We start from the raw sequence: 17,571 nt of genomic DNA, 5'->3' as shown, positions 1-17,571 counted from the left end.
AATCTAAAAACATCTGATAAAGGTAATGTTTAAATATTAAAAACTGTACTTGGCCCCGATCTGGATCTGGTAAGGATTTCCTGAAAGCGGTGCCAGACCGCTGTTATTTTTAAGATATTCAAACTGTCTGGTAGCCTGATTGAACTTTGTCACCCTGTACAGTGCCATATTTCCGTAGGATTTGTTCACACCCCATTCTTTATTAAGGAGATTGGCAAGGTTGAAAATATCTACGGAAAGCTCAAATGCACCAATCTTTTCAAATTTAAATTTCTTGGCTACTCGAACGTCCCATACACCGTAAAAACCATTTTTACCTCCGTTACGTTCAGCAATGGCATTGTTGTATTTTTCAACATAATCTTTCAGCGCCTGTCCTACTTCCGGATCATTAAGAAGCGGCTGGGTAATGATTTCCGGGAAGATATAAGCAAGATCATTGGAATCCACAAAATCTCCGTTGATATTTCCTCCGGCAGTCACTGAAAAACGTGTTCCTCCGATTCCTGAATAACGGACACCAAGCGTAAATCCTGCAATGGTAGGCGAGTTACCGTAAACCACAATTTTATTTCTGAACTGATTATCCGAATAGCTCATTCTTAAATCTCTCGGATCGCTCTGAACCGGCGTGGAAAGCGTTGCAGAATTCGCCACATTCCCGTTGTATGAAGTATTGTCTTTGATATCAGACCAGGTGTAGCTTGCCGTAATCTCCCCGTCTTTCCAGTAACGGTAGCTGGTATCCACTACAAATGAAAACTGGTTCACTTTACCGTCACTTACTAACTCCAGAACTCTTCCGAATTTTTTATTGATTCTTCCTTCTTTCCAGTCGATACTGACACTTTTATTATCATTATTAATGATAGTACCGGCAGGCACATATACTCCTCTTCCCCCTTCATTGGCTAATGTGAAGAACGGATTGGCCACCATGTTTCTGTCGTAGTAGAAATAATTGTTTCTTCCCAGGGCCATATATCCTGCAATTCCTGCTCTGAATCTTTCATTAAAGAAGTGAGTATAGGAAATATTCGCTTTATAAACGATTGGAATTTTTGCATCTTTTCCTGTATAATTGATCGTTGGAATCTGATATTGTGAAAGTGAAGGAACCGTTCCGTAATCATTTCTATAGGCAGGAAAATCAGGAGTCAGGCCAATTGTACCCGGATTCACATCTACTGTTGCCAGGTGGTTTCCGTCAAAAACAAGATTATTGATGATCATATAATTATTGATATCGGAAGAGAAAATTCCGGCACCAAATTTTACGAAATCCTTATTTCCTTCATTGATATTCCAGTCAAACTGAAACCTTGGCTGAATAACAAAAGACTTGATCTGATTATCCGTTCTGATTCCCATTTCGTCAAAGAGCTTCTGATTGAATTCTGCTTTCGGATATCCTCCGTAATCGAATCTCAGTCCGGCCATAAAGTCAAGACCTGTAGCTATTTTAGTCTGAATCTGGCCATATAGCCCTGCATTCCAGATGCTGGATTTTACAGATGGATCATCCATTAAAGGTACTTCCCTGTAGAATCTGTAAGGAGTCAGATTGTTGAAATTCGTCATTCCCTGAAACTGGAATCTTCCGTTCACCTCACTTCCATAGACAGATTTGGATCTGGTGTACATCAGATCAACTCCAAACGTATATTTGATTTTATCTGTGTTGTAGTATAAATTATCCACTACCTGGAATACATTATTCCTGAAGCCTTCCTGACCGAAACGATGGCCTCCGATCTGGATATTGGTTGTCCCGACACTGGAAGCGACCCCTTCAACCACAGCTCTGGGAACCGTCCTGCCTAACTCGTCGTTCTGATAACTGTCCTGAAACGTATATAAATACTGCGCTTTTAATTCATTCGTGATATTCGGCTTAATGTTTGTCCTTAAAGTCAAGAGTAAGCTGTTATCAAGGTTTTTATCATTTCCGTAAGATTCAAAGAAATTGATCGCAGTATTGTCTGTCAATCCGTTTTTATTGAGATCATACGTGAAATTATTTCTTAATGTCAATAAGTTCTTCTCGTTAATCTGCCAGTCCAGACGAAGGAATCCTGCATCAGAATTTCTTACTTTATCAAAGCTTCCGAACTGCGGACTATTTCCCACACCATATTTCGATCTTGCAATGTCTAAAAACTGATTAAGCGTCTGAGTAGTCGTATTAAACCTTTTCTCATCATCCGGAGATTTGATATCTGCAATGATCAGCGGCCTTGAGTCCAGTTGATGATCCCATGCCACGAAGAAGTGTAATTTATTTTTAATAATCGGTCCGCCTAATGAAAACCCGAACTGGGAAGTAGAGAAATCATTCTCCCTCTTATTTCCTCTGATGTCATATGGACTGGAAAGCCAGTTTGTTCTCAGATATTCCCATGCGCTTCCTGAAAATTTATTCGTTCCGGATTTGGTAACGGCACTTACCGTTCCTCCGCCACTTCTTCCCAGTGTTACATCGTACTGGTTAGTGGTAATTTTAAATTCACGGACCGCTTCTATCGAAATAGAAAACGGTGCACCACTCCGGCTGGTTGTTGCTCCGGCAGAAGTTGGATTTTTGGCCGTCATTCCGTCAATGGTAAAGTTCGTTGAAGAGCCCAGCTGACCTGATAAGTTTCCGCCTTTACCGCTTAACGGGGAAAGTTCGGTAAGATTGTTGAAATTCCTTCCATTCACCGGAAGCATGCTGATGTTCTTAGCTGAAATAGCTGTGGCTGCTCCCAGGTTCCCGATTTTATTTTTCAGATTTCCGGTTACCACAACTTCTTCTATCTGATTTTGTCCTCCGTCTAAGTTCATGTTGACAGTCACCTGATCTCCGAAGTTCACTGTGTAACCTTCTTTTTTCTCTTCATTCACAATCACCGTATAAGGCCCGCCAAGAGGAATTTCTTTAAAAATATACTCTCCTTTCGAGTTGGTCTCCGTCTCCGTCCTGAACCCTGTAGACTCGTTCACGATCGTTACTTTCACTTTTTCCTGAGCAGCACTGCCCAGTCCGGTTACTTTTCCCACAATAGAAGCCTGCGTAGTCTGCGCATAAGCCAGTGTTCCAAATCCCAAAAACAATAATCCTAGTACAATCTTTACTTTTCTCATCTCTTCAAATTAGATGTGCAAAGGTATTTTGACTTTCCGGGCTGTCTGTTTAAGGGAGCTTTAACAAATTTTCAATTAAATCATAACATTATGTTAAATTAATTTAAACAAGTGTTTTAAAATAAAGATAATCAACAACTTAAGGCATATTACAGCTTTTTAATATTTCTATATTATTTAATAATGGTATTTTCTAATGAAATTAGTTTAGCTATTTTTGCTCAAAAGATAGAAAGCAATGTCTGAAAATATACAGCAAAAAATAGAACAGCTCCGAAAAGAACTTCACCAGCATAATGAAAACTACTACCTTCTGGATGCAGCCACAATCTCTGATTTTGAATTTGATATGCTCCTGGAACAGCTTCAGGATCTGGAGGCAAAATACCCTGAATTTTACGATGAAAATTCACCTACCGTACGTGTAGGCGGCGGAATTACTAAAGTTTTCCCGACAATTCAGCACAAATTCAGAATGTATTCCCTGGATAATTCTTATGATTTTGACGATCTTGAAGACTGGGAAAAGAGAATTATCAAAACAATTAATGATCCTGTAGAGTTTGTTGCCGAGCTGAAATATGACGGTGCTTCTATTTCCATCCTGTATGAAAACGGAAAACTGGTTCAGGCTGTAACGCGTGGCGATGGTTTCCAGGGTGATGAAATTACGGCAAACGTCCGTACTATCTCAGATATTCCATTGACATTGAAAGGTGACTTCCCTGCTTATTTTTTCATGAGAGGTGAAATTTATCTAACCCGTAAAAACTTTGATAAGATCAATAAACTGCGTGAAGAAGAAGGTCTGGATCCTTTTATGAATCCGAGGAATACAGCCAGCGGAAGTTTAAAAATGCAGGACAGCGGAGAAGTAAGAAAACGCGGACTGTCATCCGTACTTTACCAGTATATTTCAGAAGATGTTCCTGCACAAAGCCATTGGGAACTGCTTCAGAAAGCACAAAGCTGGGGCTTCAAAACGTCACAGCAGGCAAAACTCTGCAAAACCATGGATGAGGTAAAGGAGTTTATCAGCTTCTGGGATACGGAACGTCATAATCTTCCTTTTGAGATTGACGGTATTGTTTTAAAAGTGAATTCCTTACAGCAGCAAAGGCAACTTGGTTACACCGCAAAATCACCGAGATGGGCGATGGCCTATAAATTTAAGGCTGAAAAGGTAGAAACCGAGCTTCAGAGTGTATCTTATCAGGTGGGAAGAACGGGAGCCATTACTCCGGTTGCCAACCTGAAACCTGTTTTGCTGGCAGGAACTATTGTAAAAAGAGCCTCTCTTCATAACGAGGACATCATCAAAAAGCTTGATCTGCATGAGCATGATTTTGTTTATGTGGAAAAAGGCGGCGAGATTATTCCAAAAATTGTAGCTGTAAATACAGACAAGAGAACGGAAAAAAGCAAAGAGATAGAATATATCAAACACTGCCCTGAATGTGCTACAGAGCTTGTGAAAGTTGAGGATCAGGCGATCCATTTCTGCCCGAACGAACTTCACTGTCCGCCTCAGGTGGTAGGAAGAATGATCCATTATGTTTCCAGAAAAGCTTTAAATATTGAAAACCTGGGCAGCGAAACAATAGAACAGCTTTACAGGGAACGTTTAATTGAAAACCCTGCTGATTTCTATGCTTTAACTAAAGAACAACTTCTTCCTTTGGAAAGAATGGCGGAGAAGTCTGCACAGAATATTATTTCAGGAATTGAAAAATCAAAGGAAATACCTTTTGAAAAGGTTCTGTATGGAATCGGGATCAAGCATGTGGGTGAAACAGTTGCCAAAAAACTGGTGAAAAATTTCGCGACAATTGATGAACTGAAAGCCGCTACTGTGGAGGAACTTTGTCAGGTGGAAGATATTGGTGCTAAGATCGCGGTAAGTATTGTAGAATTCTTCCAGAATTTGGAAAACGTTCTGATGATCGAACGTCTGAAATCTTATGGTGTACAGCTTGAAAAAGGAGAAAGCACGAATGAAGTTCTGTCTAATGTTCTGGAAGGAAAAGCTTTTCTTTTCACCGGAAAATTATCATTATTCACGAGAGAGCAGGCAGAGGAAATGGTGGAAAAACACGGCGGAAAGAATATTTCTGCAGTATCTAAAAATCTTAATTTCCTCGTTGTTGGGGAAAAGGCCGGAAGCAAGCTGAAAAAAGCTCAGGATATCGGAACCATCACAATTCTGGATGAACAGGAATTTCTTGATCTTATAGAGAAGCAATAATTTCTTTAACAAATAATAAATAAAACCATTGAGATTATATTTCAATGGTTTTATTTATATCTATCCCCTAATAAAAGAATAACAAATTCAACTGAAAACAAAATAACATTAAATCAATATTTCAATAAATTAATTAAATAAAAACCAACAAATAAGAAACAAACAATAATTATAAAAAAGAAAAAGTAATTATTTTTCATAATATAATTTTTTATATATTTATAAAAACAAATTATCACTACACCATGAAAAAATTCTACTTTTTTGTGCTATTTCTGGCACACTTATCTGTCGCAGCACAGATTGTAAACATTCCTGACGCTCAATTTAAGGCCAATCTCCTTTCCGGTACTGCTACAAACCATATAACGCAAGATCTGGCAGGCAACTGGATAGCTATGGATACCAATAACGACGGAGAAATTCAGGTTTCCGAAGCTGCCAATATCAGGGATATTACAATCTACAGTTCAAATGGCAGTCCGTTCCAGATTTCATCAATAGAAGGCGTAAAATCTTTCGTCAATCTGGAATATCTGGATGTATCTGACTCTCCGAATATTCTTTCGGTAGATATAAGCGGTATGCAGAAGGTAAAACTGGTAAGCTTTGATAATAATATCAATATGTCTTCAGCTAATTTTACGGGTTGTCCCTTATTGGAAAACATTAGTGTTAAGAACGCACACATTGTAAATCTTGATATTTCCAACCTACCTAAAATGAATATCCTGACCTGTACGGGAGGAAAAGTTCAGACTATTAATTATGCAGGAAGTACAACAATGAAATACCTGCTTTGCAGCGACAATGAGATAGCTAATATTGACTTAAGCTCACTTGTTGATCTGTACAGGCTTCATATTTCCGGAAATTTACTGACGAGCCTGAATTTAAGCAACCTGACAAAACTTGAAGACGTGGTATGTTCGAGCAATCAGCTTACTTCTATTATTCTTCAGAATACTCCCAAGCTAAAATCACTTGAAGCGAGTTACAATAATCTGTCTACCCTTACTATAAATCAAAGTCCGATATTAAATTACCTGAGGATTATCAACAATCAGTTCACAAGTATCGATCTTTCTGCAATCCCTTCATTGCAGACCCTTTTCCTTAATAATAACCAACTGACTTCTCTTGACATTACCCATAACACGATATTGAATAATTTTAATGCTCCCAATAACAATTTACAGAGCATATTTATGAAAAACGGCAGGAATACGACCGGCCTCTATCAGAACAATCCCAATTTAAGCTATATATGCTGTGATGATTCTGAAATTAATCAAATCATTGCAACCAACAATTCGTACGGCTACAATAATGTTGTCGTAAATTCTTACTGCTCTTTCACTCCCGGCGGAACCTTCTATACCATCAAAGGAAATACAAAATATGACCTTAACGGGAACGGCTGCGATCCGGCAGATCAGGATAAAGCGTTCCAGAAATTTACAATTACAGGAGGCGGAACTTCGGGAAGTATTATAAGTAACAATTCGGGAAATTATTCTATTCCGGTACCGGCAGGAGCTCATACCATCACTCCGGTTCTCGAGAACCCTGCCTATTTCAGTATATCACCAGCTTCTTTTACCGCTAATTTCCCAATGCAGACAAGTCCGCTGACTCAGAATTTCTGTATTACGGCTAACGGTTCCCATCCGGATCTTGAAATTGTAATCATTCCATTGGATTCTGCAGTTCCGGGATTTAATTCAGATTATAAAATTGTTTTCAAAAATAAGGGAACCACTATGCAGTCCGGAACCGCTGTATTCAGTTATAATGACAATATCATGGATTTTCTGAACGCCAGTGTGACTCCTAATTCACAATCAACAGGAAGCTTAAGCTGGAATTTCACAGGTCTTCTTCCTTTTGAAACAAGGGAAATCAAAGCTAAATTTGAACTGAATACCCCTACAGATATTCCTCCGGTAAATGATGGTGATGTCCTGCATTACACAGCCCAAATCAACGGAGCGACTGATGATACACCCGCAGATAATATATTTACCCTGAACCAAACGGTTGTAAACTCTTTAGATCCTAATGATAAAACATGTCTGGAAGGAACCATGATCGCACAAACCCAGGTAGGAGATTATGTACATTACCTGATCAGATTTGAAAATACAGGTACTGCCAATGCAAAAAATATTGTGGTGAAAGATGCAATTGATACTTCAAAATTTGATATTTCTACATTAACTCCATTAAATGCGAGTCACAGCTTTGTAACAAGAATCTCCGGAGCCAATGTCGCAGAATTTATTTTCGAAAATATACAGCTTCCATTTGATGATGATCATAATGACGGCTATGTTTCGTTTAAGATCAAGACTAAATCTACCTTGGCAACCGGTGATGCGTTCAGTAATACCGCAGGTATTTATTTTGATTACAATGCTCCTATTATTACCAATACATATACAACGACTGTAAGAAATGTACTGGCTGTTACGGAAACTAAGGCAGATAAAGAAGGTATAAGCATTTATCCAAACCCTGTACAGAATATTCTCTACATTAAATCCAATGAAGAGATTACAAAAGCTGAAATTTATGATGCAGCCGGAAGAATTCTAAATACTACAGGACTGAAGAACAACATGGTGAATGTTTCTGAGCTGGCTAAAGGAAACTATATCATCAAATTATTTACCAAAGATAAAGCTACGGTACAGAAGTTCATCAAAAATTAAACTAATAACTTCAACTATATCTCAAGCAGGGCTGTAATTTTTACAGCTCTGTTTTTATTTAAAAACAAGGATCGCGTAAGCATCCTGCGCTGTTTCAGGCTGAACAATCCTGATCTGTGATTTACCTTTGAAGTAATCCATATAGTTTTCACCAGTAATGATTTTCCCTTTTTCTGTCTGTTTGTAGCCGGCAGTAAGAACTGCTTTTACATAGGCATCATATTCTTTCCTGTCCTTGAACTGAAATTCTATATGATTCTGGGAAGCCTCTTCCGTATATACAAATTTTCCGATCTTGTAGGTATAATCCGGACTCTCATATTCGTACAAGACAAACTTGGGACTTTCCGTTCGGTCATAAAATGTGTATTTAAGCTTTTTAATTTCTGTTTTAAAAGCATCCATATCAAGTTTGTTGAATCCAGCAAGCTCTTCCAGTTTGAAAACCTGTCCCGATACCTGTGAATGAAACAAAATGAAAAAAAGAAATAATAACAGACTAACTGATTTTTTCATGAGTGGGTTTGTGATTGTGGTTTGTAAATTTAAAAAGAATTTATTTAAAATCAATTTAAACCAAAGGCAGTCTGAAATAAAAAGTACTACCCTGGTTCGGAGCACTCATCACGCCTATCTCGCCGTTCTGCTTTTCAATAAAATTCTTGGAAATAGCCAGCCCAAGGCCTGTTCCGTTCTGCTGCTCACCCGGAACCTGAAAATATCTGTCGAAGATCTGGCGGTGGTATTTTTCATCAATCCCGCTTCCGGTATCGGTAATACTGAACTGAATCATTGCATCTATCTTTTCTACCAGAATCTGGATTTTTTCGTCCTGGAAAGAATGCTTTAGCGCATTGGTAAGGAAATTATTGATTACCCAGACTGTTTTGTCGAAATCTGCATTAACGAAATCATTATCACCAATAAGATATTCAGTATTAATGGAAACATTTTTCTGTTCTGCCAGCTTCTCCACATTCTTCACAGCCGTCTGTACCATTTCTTTCGGCAAACATTTTTCAACTGTAAGTCGGATATTTCCGGTTTCTACCTGTGAAAGATTTAATAATTCTCCTGTTATATTCAACAGCCTTTGTCCGTCATCATTAATGCTCTTCAGAAGCTCCTGCTGCTGCTCATTCAGCTCCCCGAACTTTTGATTTCCAAGCAGCTGCACACCCATTTTTATAGCAGATATAGGCGTTTTAAGCTCATGGGAAATAGTGGCTATAAAATTGGTTTTGGCAAAATCAAGCTCTTTGAAAGGTGTAATATTCCTCAAAAGAATTACCTTTCCGATATATTTTGTCTCCTTTTCACCGGTCTTTACAATATTGATTGGAACAATATCCTGTTCAAAATAATTCTCTTTATTATCACGAACGATCTTGATAGGTTCTTTCGCCGGATGATCAATATTTTTAAGCAGTTCGCGCATCAGGTCATTATTGACCGCCACTTCATGAGCCGTTTTTCCGATGATCTCTTCTTTATGAAGATTGGTGATCTTTAATGCTTCATCATTAATCATATAAATGAAATGGTTTTCATCCAGCCCTATTACAGCATCATGCATGTTATTCACCAGCGTTTCTATTCTTTTTTTCTCCATCAATTGCTTGGAAAGACTGCTGCTTTCATATTCCTGAAGCTTTTCCGCCATGGTATTAAAAGAATCTGCAAGGCTGTTAAATTCTTCACTCCCTTTGAAATGTACCCTTTCATTATAGTTTTTAGCAGCAATCTGCCTGATACTGAATGTAAGCTGGTTAATAGGCTCTGCAATAGTTTGTGGCAGGTTAAAAAGCAGGGTAAAAGCAATCAGGAAACATACGGTTCCCAGGCTTACAATCCAAAAAGTGGCATTTTCAGCAGTAATAATAGCAATATCACTTTTTCTTTCAATGCCTTTCATATTCAGGGACATAATCTTGGCAAGATCTTCACGGATCAGTTTTTCCTTTTCCGGAGAAGGCTGGTTGAGATAACTGTTGAAATGAAGATTCAGGCTTTGGGTAGCCTCTTTTTCTCCAAATTCAGTAAGATTCTTTTCCTGTAGTTTATTGTTTTTCTGAAAATCCGTAACGGCAACAGCACTGTCGGTACTGATCTTATCCAGCGCAAGAAGCATATTTTTGGAAAATTCCAGGCTGTTGTAATTGGCAGTAAGGATCTTTTCAGTATCTGATTTCAGTTTATTGATATAGACAGACCCTATCACTGACATGAGAACGATCAGTAAAAATAAAAGACCTACGCCTAAGGTGAGTTTTGTTTTAAGTTTCATTACTTCTAAGATAAAATAATAATATCTATCTGTCTTTCGTTCAGCCTGTTCATTAGCGTATAAATCCAACTGTAACCGGAAAGACGCTGCCAAAGCTGTGCATGAGGTTTCCCAATACAGACTGTCGTGATATTATGGGCAATCACATAGTCCAGAATTCCTTTGTGGACACTGTTTTCTTTTACCCGGACCACTTTTGCCCCCAATTCCTGTGCTAAATTAAAATTATTAATTAAATACCGCTGTTTGTCAAGCGCAATTTTTTCAGGATTTTCCGAAGGCTTCTGAATATATAAAACCGTCCATTGGCTGTTGTAATAACTTGCCAGACGGGCTGTTTTCCGGATGATGTTTTTGGCAATTTTCTCATTGCTGCTGATGCAGGCCAGAAATTTTATAGGCTTGAAATTCTCTGTCTTAATCTCCGTTTCTACCTTTCTTTCAACATGGGCTGCAACTTCTTTTAAAGCAAGTTCCCGAAGCTGCAGAATATGCCCGCTCTGAAAAAAATTGGTAAGCGCAGTCTGAATCTTTTCTTTTTTATAAATCTTTCCTTCTTTCAGACGGGTCAGCAGTTCATCAGCGGTAAGATCTATATTGACTACCTCATCAGCCAGGCCTAGGATTTTGTCAGGAACACGTTCCGATACTTCTATTCCCGTAATATTTTTTACTTCCTCGTTCAGGCTTTCGATATGCTGGATATTCATCGCACTGATGACATTAATCCCGCTCTCAAGGATTTCCAGCACATCCTGCCATCTTTTTTTGTTTTTTGAACCCTCTACATTGGTATGAGCCAGTTCATCCACCAGAACCACTTCCGGATGCTCGTTGATAATAGCCTGAACATCCATTTCTTCCAAACTTTTGCCTTTATAAAAGACTGATCTTCTTGGTATTTCAGGGATTCCATCTGTAAGAGCTACCGTTTCTTCCCGGCCGTGGGTTTCTATATACCCTATTTTTACATCAATGCCGTTACGCAAAAGAGACTGCGCTTCCTGAAGCATACGGAATGTTTTCCCCACACCTGCGCTCATCCCGATATAGATTTTGAATTTTCCTTTCCGGGATTTCTGGATCAATTCTAAAAAATGTTTTGCTGATGACATTGATTTTTGTTTTATTTTTTGCTACAAAAGGGACAAAATTTGGATATTCGACATACATAAGTAAGTTACAGTTATTCTGAATGTTTTTTTAAACCACCCCGTCAAAAATTCTTTGAATTTTCGCCACCCCTCCAAGGGAGGGGAATTCTTGTCGGGTAATTTGATAGTGATTATTGCCAGAATCTTTGGTTATTTTAAAACTGTCTTATCTTTATAGTTAATATTTTTCATCTCCCACAGAGTACACGGATTATACAGACCTTTATAAACTGGCAGAGTAAAACTTTTATGACTTTTGTGGTTAATTATACTATTTTTCAATCTCCATTTTTCACTACCTAAAACCATGCTGCCAGACTTGTTGTGATAAAGAAATTTCCCTGTTTCATTTCATCATTTTTTACAAAAATGGCATCTTTGGAAGTAAATCCTCTCGCCTCTGTACGGAAAACTACGTTCTTCAGAATTGCATAGTCTATATTCAAGGAATACCCGAATGTTTGAAAACCATTTGGAGTTTTTGTACTGATAATTACTCCGTTTTTATCGTTATAATACTCAAACCTTCCTGCAAGAGCCCATTTACTATCAAATTGATATTTCATCAATATGTTTGGAGTGTACCAAATGTTATAACTATTGCTTCCTTTCGTTTTCTGCTCTGCTCCGATATCAAAACCCAGTAAAGCTGAAAATTGCTCCATCAGTTGAAAACTTCCATAAAGATCATGGAAATAGCGCATTCTTTTTTCCTCCTTAGATTTGTCATTTCCGATGAATGAACTGCTGTTCAGTGTAATTTTTTCATTCGGTTTGTAGGTTACCTGATGCCCGAAAGAGATACTTTGGTTTCCTTCCGGTTTTGCAATACGCTGCCAGCCATTAAGCACCAAACCACTTAAAAACCATTTTCCACTATCTGATGTATAGGAAATCTTGGCTCCGGTTTCGAAATATGGCGAATTTTCAGCGGCCAAACTTCTTGTCAGGTTGGTATTGTCTTTTCCTATTGCACTTTCCCAACCGATATGGGAGGGCATGATTCCTGCATCAATCCACAGGTTTTTAGTTCTGGAAATCCTGATTCCCACATTGGCTTCATTTACATAACGTAAAGCTTCCTGCTCGGCCACCATATTGTCCTGAGCATAGGTTCCGGCCATTAAAGCTACATTAGCACGGAGGTTCTCACTTTGGTAGTTTGCTTTTACCAATCCTAAATTCAGATTGACTTCATTATGTCTGTTGTAAGAATACAAAAAATTCTGACGGATATGGTTGGACGGTTCATTAAAATCATAAGTATAGAAAAGTTCCGCATAGGCAGAAAATGTTACTTTATGTTCTGTTTTTAATGAATCCGATGATTGTGCTTTTGGGAAAAATATTCCTGATAATACTGCACTGATGATGATATATCTTTTCACGGTAGTTTTTATTATTTTAATTGATCCAAAGCTATATTCAGCTTCAGTACGTTTATTTTTGCAGGTCCTAAAAGCCCTAAAAGTGGTTTTTCTGTCTGATTTTTAACCAAATCTCTTAATTTTTCCTCAGAAATATTTCTTACCTGTGCAATTTTCTTTATCTGATACAAAGCACCTTCTTCAGAGATATCAGGATCTAAGCCGCTTCCACTTGCTGTAACCAGTTCTACAGGAACTCTTGTATTTTCCATTCCCGGATGTTCCATCTTTAAGGTGTCTATCCTTTTCTGAACAACTTCCAGATATTCCGTATTGCTTGGACCTTTATTGCTTCCGCCGCTTCCTGCCGCATTATAATTAACGGATGACGGACGCCCGTGGAAATATTTCTCGGATTTAAATTCCTGTCCGATGTTTGCGTAAAATTTCTGTCCGTTTTGGGCAATGATCTCAGCATTTCCATTGGTAGGCAATACTTTCGAACCTCCATAAACAATTAATAGATAAATTCCGATAACAGCCAGCATTACCAAAGTTAGCCTGAATGCTGTAATAATATGATTTTTCATTTTTTAAATTTTAATAGAATAAACTGATCAATAAATCAATAATTTTGATACCGATAAACGGAACAATCACACCACCCAAACCATAAATCAAAAGGTTTCTTCTTAAAAGCGCACTGGCGCCGATCGGCTTATAGGCAACTCCTTTTAAGGCTAATGGAATAAGGAAAGGAATGATCACAGCATTGAAAATAACAGCCGATAATATTGCGGTTTCCGGGCTGTGAAGATTCATGATATTCAATTTTTGAAGTGAAGGAATAAAAGTGATGAACAGTGCCGGAATAATGGCAAAATATTTAGCAACATCGTTCGCAATACTGAAAGTAGTCAGCGTTCCGCGGGTCATCAGCAATTGTTTTCCGATTTCTACAATTTCAATCAGTTTTGTCGGATCATTGTCAAGATCCACCATGTTTCCTGCTTCTTTGGCAGCCTGAGTTCCGCTGTTCATTGCTACACCTACATCGGCCTGGGCCAGCGCCGGAGCATCATTTGTTCCGTCTCCCATCATGGCGACCAGTTTTCCCTCCTGTTGTTCTTTTTTGATGTAATTCATTTTATCCTCAGGTTTGGCTTCAGCAATAAAATCATCTACTCCAGCTTTTTCAGCAATAAATTTTGCAGTCAGAGGATTATCTCCGGTTACCATCACCGTTTTCACCCCCATTTTTCTCAATCTCTGAAAACGTTCCTGAATTCCTGTTTTAATGATATCCTGAAGCTCAATCACTCCCCATACTTTTTCATTTACACTTACTACAAGAGGAGTTCCTCCGTTTTCGGAGATTTTGGTAACGGCAGCCTGGGTTTCTTTCGGGAAGCTATTCCCGGCTTTTTCAGTCAGTTTTTTTATCGTGTCATAAGCTCCTTTTCTGATTCTTGTCTCTTCAAAATCAATTCCTGAGGTTCTGGTTTCTGCTGTAAAGTCTATATAAACTGGATTGGGAACAAGAAGGTCCTCAGATTTCAGCTGGCTTAATTCTATGATGGATTTTCCTTCCGGCGTTTCATCTGCTACAGAACTTAATGCAGAGGCTTTAATAAAATCCGGCAGCCTTATTCCGTCTGCAGGATGAAATTCTGTTGCTTTACGGTTTCCTATGGTGATAGTTCCTGTTTTATCAAGCAAAAGAACATCAATATCTCCGGCAGTTTCTACTGCTTTACCACTTTTGGTGATTACATTTGCTCTTAAAGCCCTGTCCATTCCGGCAATTCCGATTGCAGAAAGCAGACCTCCAATAGTTGTAGGAATCAAGCAAACGAAAAGTGATATAAATGCCGCAATGGTAATCGGAGTCTGCGCATAATCTGCAAAAGGTTTTAAAGTGAGTGTAACGATAATAAAGGTCAGGGTAAATCCTGCCAGAAGTATGGTTAATGCAATTTCGTTGGGCGTTTTCTGTCTTGAAGCACCTTCCACAAGGGCAATCATTTTATCTAAAAAAGATTCTCCCGGTTTAGTGGTTACTTTTACTTTGATTCTGTCCGAAAGAACCTTTGTACCGCCAGTCACAGAGCTTTTGTCTCCTCCGGCTTCACGGATCACAGGGGCGCTTTCGCCTGTAATGGCAGATTCATCAATGGTGGCAAGTCCTTCAATAATCTCACCGTCCATCGGGATCTGATCTCCTGTTTCGCACAGGAAAATATCTCCAAGCTTCATTTCGGCGGATCTTTTTAAAGCAGTCTCTACCTGAAATCCCGGCTTGTTCTCCAAAACTACTTTAGCAGGAGTTTCTTCGCGCGTTTTTCTAAGGGTGTCTGCCTGTGCTTTTCCTCTGGCTTCTGCGATCGCTTCCGCAAAATTGGCAAACAGAACAGTAAAAAATAATATAATAAATACAGTAAAATTATAAGTAAAGCTTCCCTGTGATGTATCTCCCATAAGACTGAAAAGACTTACGATGAGCATGACAACAGTTCCTACTTCCACCAGGAACATTACAGGATTTTTAAACATGATTTTCGGATTCAGTTTAACGAAGGACTGTTTAATGGCTTCGTTTACCAAATCTTTTTGAAACAATGTCTGGGATTGATTTTTCATTTTTTTGAAAGAGTTATATCATTATAAACCAACGGCAACCATTAAGACAGATTAAAACAGCAAGGAGTGAAAATGGATAATATATTCAGGTGAATGTTTGATGAGACTAGTTTCCTTATATTTCAACCTTCCTAATGGGTTACTATTGATTTTAATTTTTTAATATTTATTTAGAGAAATACTGGATCTGTTCTGCGATAGGCCCCAATGTGAGTGCCGGGAAGAAAGACAGTGCTGCAATAAGAAGGATCACCGCTAAAGTCATAAAACCAAAAGTAGCCGTATCCGTTTTCAATGTTCCTGAGCTTTCCGGAATGAATTTTTTCTGAGCTAATAATCCGGCAATTGCTATAGGTCCGATAATTGGAATAAATCTGGATAACAGCAACACAATTCCTGTTGAGATATTCCACCAGGGAGTATTATCGCCAAGCCCTTCAAATCCGGAACCGTTGTTTGCAGATGAAGAAGTAAATTCATACAGCATTTCACTGAAGCCGTGGAAGCCAGGATTATTCAATGTTTTGGCTCCGAATTCCGGCAAATAAGCCGTTAATGCTGTTCCTACAAGTATTAAAAACGGATGAAAAAGGGCTACAATCATTGCAATCTTCATTTCTTTAGCTTCAATCTTCTTACCCATAAATTCAGGTGTTCTTCCCACCATCAGACCACTGATGAACACAGCAAGAATGATGAATATGAAATAATTCAGGATTCCTACGCCGCAGCCTCCGTAGAAACAGTTGATCATCATGGCCAGCAGCTCATTCATTCCTGAAAGCGGCATTGTACTGTCGTGCATGGCATTTACGGAACCAGTTGAGATCACTGTTGTTGCAATACTCCAATATCCTGAAGAAGCACTTCCGAAACGGATCTCTTTTCCTTCCATAGCACCAAGACTGCTGTCGGCACCCATTTGTGTGATGAGAGGATTTCCGTTTGTTTCATTTACGATATTGGGAACGGCGAGTGCCAGAAAACCGACTGTCATTACAGTAAAGATCACCCAGGACAGTTTTCTCTTTTTCAGGTAAAATCCTAATGCGAAAACCAATGCAAACGGAATGATCATCTGAGTAACCATTTCAGTCATATTGGTCACATAATTAGGGTTTTCAAGCGGGTGTGCTGAATTGGCACCAAAGAAACCTCCTCCATTGGTTCCCAAATGCTTGATCGCTACAAAAGCGGCTACAGGACCTCTGGAAACATCAACTTTCTGACCTTCTAACGTTGTTATATGGTCTTTTCCCTCGAAAGTCATCGGACTTCCGTTGGCAGAAAGAATCAAGGCAACAAGGATGCTTACCGGAACTAGTATTCTGATTACAGATTTGGTAAAAAAATCATAGAAATTTCCTAATTCTGTGGTGGTTTTTTCTTTGAAAGCTTTAAAAAGGACAGCCATTGCCGCCATTCCGGTGGCTGCGGTCACAAACTGCAGGAACATCAGATAAAGCTGGCTTAAATAGCTTACTCCCGTTTCTCCGGAATAATGCTGAAGGTTGCAGTTCACCAAAAAGGAAATAGCCGTATTAAAAGCAAGATCCGGTGACATATTCGGGTTTCCGTCAGGATTTAAAGGAAGCCACGACTGGTTCAGCAGGATCAGGAATCCTATAATGAACCAAACCAGATTGATCGTCAGCATGGCATACATATTCTGTTTCCAGGTCATCTGACGAACCGGGTTGATTCCGGATATTTTATAAATTAATTTTTCAACAGGTTCAAAAACGGGATCTAAAAAGGTCTTTTTGTACCCGTATACATTAGCAATGTATTTTCCAAGAAATATTCCAATCACTAATGTTATCACAAACATGGCAATAACGCCTATAATTTCTGTATTCATGACCGGTTAAAATTTTTCAGGTTTTATCAGAACATAGCAGATGTACACAAAAGCCAGAACTGAAAGAAAAAATAAACTCCACATAATTTTATATTTTATCAAAAAATTCAACGGATTTATAGAGAAGCCAGAACATCACTGCAAAAAGCAGGATTAAACCAATAAGCATCATATACAAAT

The 17,571-nt window shown here is 38.6% G+C and carries 10 protein-coding genes; 2 read left to right on the top strand and 8 right to left on the bottom strand.

The annotated features are described in order from the left end of the window. Positions 1-36: 36 nt before the first annotated feature. On the bottom strand, positions 37-3,123 hold the full coding sequence (locus ACQWU4_RS14215) for a carboxypeptidase regulatory-like domain-containing protein (RefSeq protein ID WP_429936410.1): 3,087 nt from the start codon (positions 3,121-3,123) through the stop codon (positions 37-39). 238 nt (positions 3,124-3,361) lie between these two features. Between ACQWU4_RS14215 and ligA the strand changes: the two genes are divergently transcribed. Both ligA and ACQWU4_RS14205 read left to right on the top strand, forming a co-directional pair. Beyond that, the gene (ligA, locus tag ACQWU4_RS14210; RefSeq protein WP_429936409.1) at positions 3,362-5,368 is read left to right on the top strand and encodes an NAD-dependent DNA ligase LigA; all 2,007 of its coding nucleotides are present in this window, start codon (positions 3,362-3,364) and stop codon (positions 5,366-5,368) included. A gap of 245 nt (positions 5,369-5,613) precedes the next feature. After that, the gene (locus tag ACQWU4_RS14205) at positions 5,614-8,082 is read left to right on the top strand and encodes a DUF7619 domain-containing protein (protein ID WP_429936408.1); all 2,469 of its coding nucleotides are present in this window, start codon (positions 5,614-5,616) and stop codon (positions 8,080-8,082) included. 54 nt (positions 8,083-8,136) lie between these two features. Here the strand turns inward: ACQWU4_RS14205 and ACQWU4_RS14200 are convergent, their stop codons facing one another. The 7 genes from ACQWU4_RS14200 to kdpA form a co-directional block, all read right to left on the bottom strand. After that, a complete protein-coding gene (locus ACQWU4_RS14200) occupies positions 8,137-8,598 on the bottom strand; it encodes a hypothetical protein (protein ID WP_429936407.1) in 462 nt (153 codons plus the stop codon). Positions 8,599-8,653: 55 nt separating this feature from the next. Further along, complete coding sequence (locus ACQWU4_RS14195) at positions 8,654-10,369, bottom strand: ATP-binding protein (RefSeq protein ID WP_429936406.1); 1,716 nt, start codon at positions 10,367-10,369, stop codon at positions 8,654-8,656. A 5-nt stretch (positions 10,370-10,374) separates the two neighbouring features. Continuing rightward, complete coding sequence (locus tag ACQWU4_RS14190) at positions 10,375-11,484, bottom strand: sensor protein KdpD (RefSeq protein WP_429936405.1); 1,110 nt, start codon at positions 11,482-11,484, stop codon at positions 10,375-10,377. 338 nt (positions 11,485-11,822) lie between these two features. Then, positions 11,823-12,911 carry a porin gene (locus tag ACQWU4_RS14185; protein ID WP_429936404.1) on the bottom strand — a complete coding sequence of 363 codons (1,089 nt, stop codon included), beginning with the start codon at positions 12,909-12,911 and terminating at the stop codon, positions 11,823-11,825. 11 nt (positions 12,912-12,922) lie between these two features. Next, positions 12,923-13,480 carry a K(+)-transporting ATPase subunit C gene (gene kdpC / locus ACQWU4_RS14180; RefSeq protein ID WP_429936403.1) on the bottom strand — a complete coding sequence of 186 codons (558 nt, stop codon included), beginning with the start codon at positions 13,478-13,480 and terminating at the stop codon, positions 12,923-12,925. Between the two features lie 10 nt (positions 13,481-13,490). After that, positions 13,491-15,530 carry a potassium-transporting ATPase subunit KdpB gene (gene kdpB / locus ACQWU4_RS14175; RefSeq protein WP_429936402.1) on the bottom strand — a complete coding sequence of 680 codons (2,040 nt, stop codon included), beginning with the start codon at positions 15,528-15,530 and terminating at the stop codon, positions 13,491-13,493. A gap of 166 nt (positions 15,531-15,696) precedes the next feature. Beyond that, positions 15,697-17,391 carry a potassium-transporting ATPase subunit KdpA gene (gene kdpA, locus ACQWU4_RS14170; RefSeq protein ID WP_429936401.1) on the bottom strand — a complete coding sequence of 565 codons (1,695 nt, stop codon included), beginning with the start codon at positions 17,389-17,391 and terminating at the stop codon, positions 15,697-15,699. Between the last annotated feature and the right edge of the window lie 180 nt (positions 17,392-17,571).

The organism is Chryseobacterium sp. MIQD13 (assembly GCF_050496705.1).
GTDB lineage: Bacteria > Bacteroidota > Bacteroidia > Flavobacteriales > Weeksellaceae > Chryseobacterium.
The sequence above is the reverse complement of the archived record's forward strand: the minus strand, read 5'-3'. Positions and strand labels throughout refer to the sequence as shown.